The sequence below is a fragment of the Bacillus sp. 05T31 genome, from assembly GCF_056396725.1.
Genome location: NZ_JBFTMA010001064.1, coordinates 1 through 1,002, shown reverse-complemented (window position 1 = coordinate 1,002; position 1,002 = coordinate 1). Strand labels below are relative to the sequence as shown.

The window sequence follows — 1,002 nt, the reverse complement described above, 5'->3', positions numbered from 1 at the left end:
GTTCTTTATGTGTACCAGTTTGACATTACAGACAAAAAGCGGTCAGCATCTTTTTGCAAGAACGATGGATTTCACATTAGATTTCAATCAAGAAGTAATAATAGTTCCTCGAAGTTATCAATGGAACAATATAACTGGTGAAACCATCGAGGCGAAACAAGCTGTTGTCGGGATGGGGATTAACCATCAAGGAAGGATCATCCTGGCGGACGGAGTAAATGAATCAGGTATGACATGTGCAACACTCTATTTTCCAGGATTCGCTAGTTATAGTAACAGTATAGATGAAAATAAAACGAATCTGGCTCCATTTGATTTTGTGGCATGGAGTCTCACACAATTCAATTCTGTCGAAGAGTTAAAGAACTCTGTAGATAGTATTTCCTTTTTGGATGTACCATTACCTGTTTTAGGGGTTACTCCACCGCTACATTGGATTTTAGCGGATAAATGGGGAGATTGTATTGTACTAGAGCCGACAACTGAAGGACTAAAAATATATGATAATCCTCTTGGGGTAATGACCAATAGTCCTGAGTTTAACTGGCATCTACAAAATTTAAGACAATATATCGGTCTTAAATCGCAGCCATATGCGCCAACACAATGGGGGGATGTATCATTAAGTGCTTTTGGACAAGGTTCAGGTTCGATGGGACTCCCTGGGGATTTCACCCCACCATCAAGGTTTGTTCGGGCAGCGTATGGCAAACAAAATATTCAAGGTATAGATAACGAAGAAGAGGGCATATCGGCCATTTTTCATATCTTATCAAATTGTGAGGTTCCAAAAGGTGGAGTAATAACGGAAGAAGGTACATTAGATAATACCATTTATACAAGCGCAATGTGTATGGAGTCTGGTACATATTATTACCATACCTATGATTGTAGACAAATTATAGCTATTCATTTATTTAATGAAAATTTAGATACAGATGAAATTAAAACTTATCCGTTCCAGCGGAAACATAAGATATTTTATGAAAACTAATCAGATTT

Annotated in this window: 1 protein-coding gene; it reads left to right on the top strand. The window is 37.5% G+C overall.

Features of this window, described 5'->3' with window-relative positions:
* Positions 1-7 precede the first annotated feature (7 nt).
* Complete coding sequence (locus AC1DJR_RS31370; RefSeq protein WP_429688957.1) at positions 8-994, top strand: choloylglycine hydrolase family protein; 987 nt, start codon at positions 8-10, stop codon at positions 992-994.
* The last annotated feature ends 8 nt before the right edge of the window (positions 995-1,002 follow it).

Bases quoted from the DNA above. Each gene is read 5' to 3' on its own strand.
- AC1DJR_RS31370 (WP_429688957.1), top strand. From the start codon at position 8: ATGTGTACCAGTTTGACATTACAGACAAAAAGCGGTCAGCATCTTTTT.